At 62.7% G+C, this 233-nt stretch carries 1 protein-coding gene; it reads left to right on the plus strand.

The window, feature by feature from the left end:
- The coding region (locus AC2ETI_RS32850) for a hypothetical protein (protein ID WP_483635080.1) at positions 1-233 on the plus strand (233 nt) is incomplete at both ends.

A 233-nucleotide genomic window follows, 5' to 3' on the forward strand; every position in this document is an offset into this window, starting at 1 on the left:
AGGAACCGGAAACCCTGTCGGCGACGCGATACTCGCCGATCAAACCCAGGAGCCGATCACTTCGAACATCGGCGGGCGGGACTACACCACCGAACCTGCGGACCCGGCAGATTCAGACCTCGGCCAGCTCATGTCCGGTGACCCTAACTCCGAGGTCTCCGAACCGCCGATCACCGAAACAGGAACCGGAAACCCTGTCGGCGACGCGATACTCGCCGATCAAACCCAGGAGC

The sequence above is a fragment of the Rhodococcus sp. MurmanLake-1 genome, from assembly GCF_056945715.1.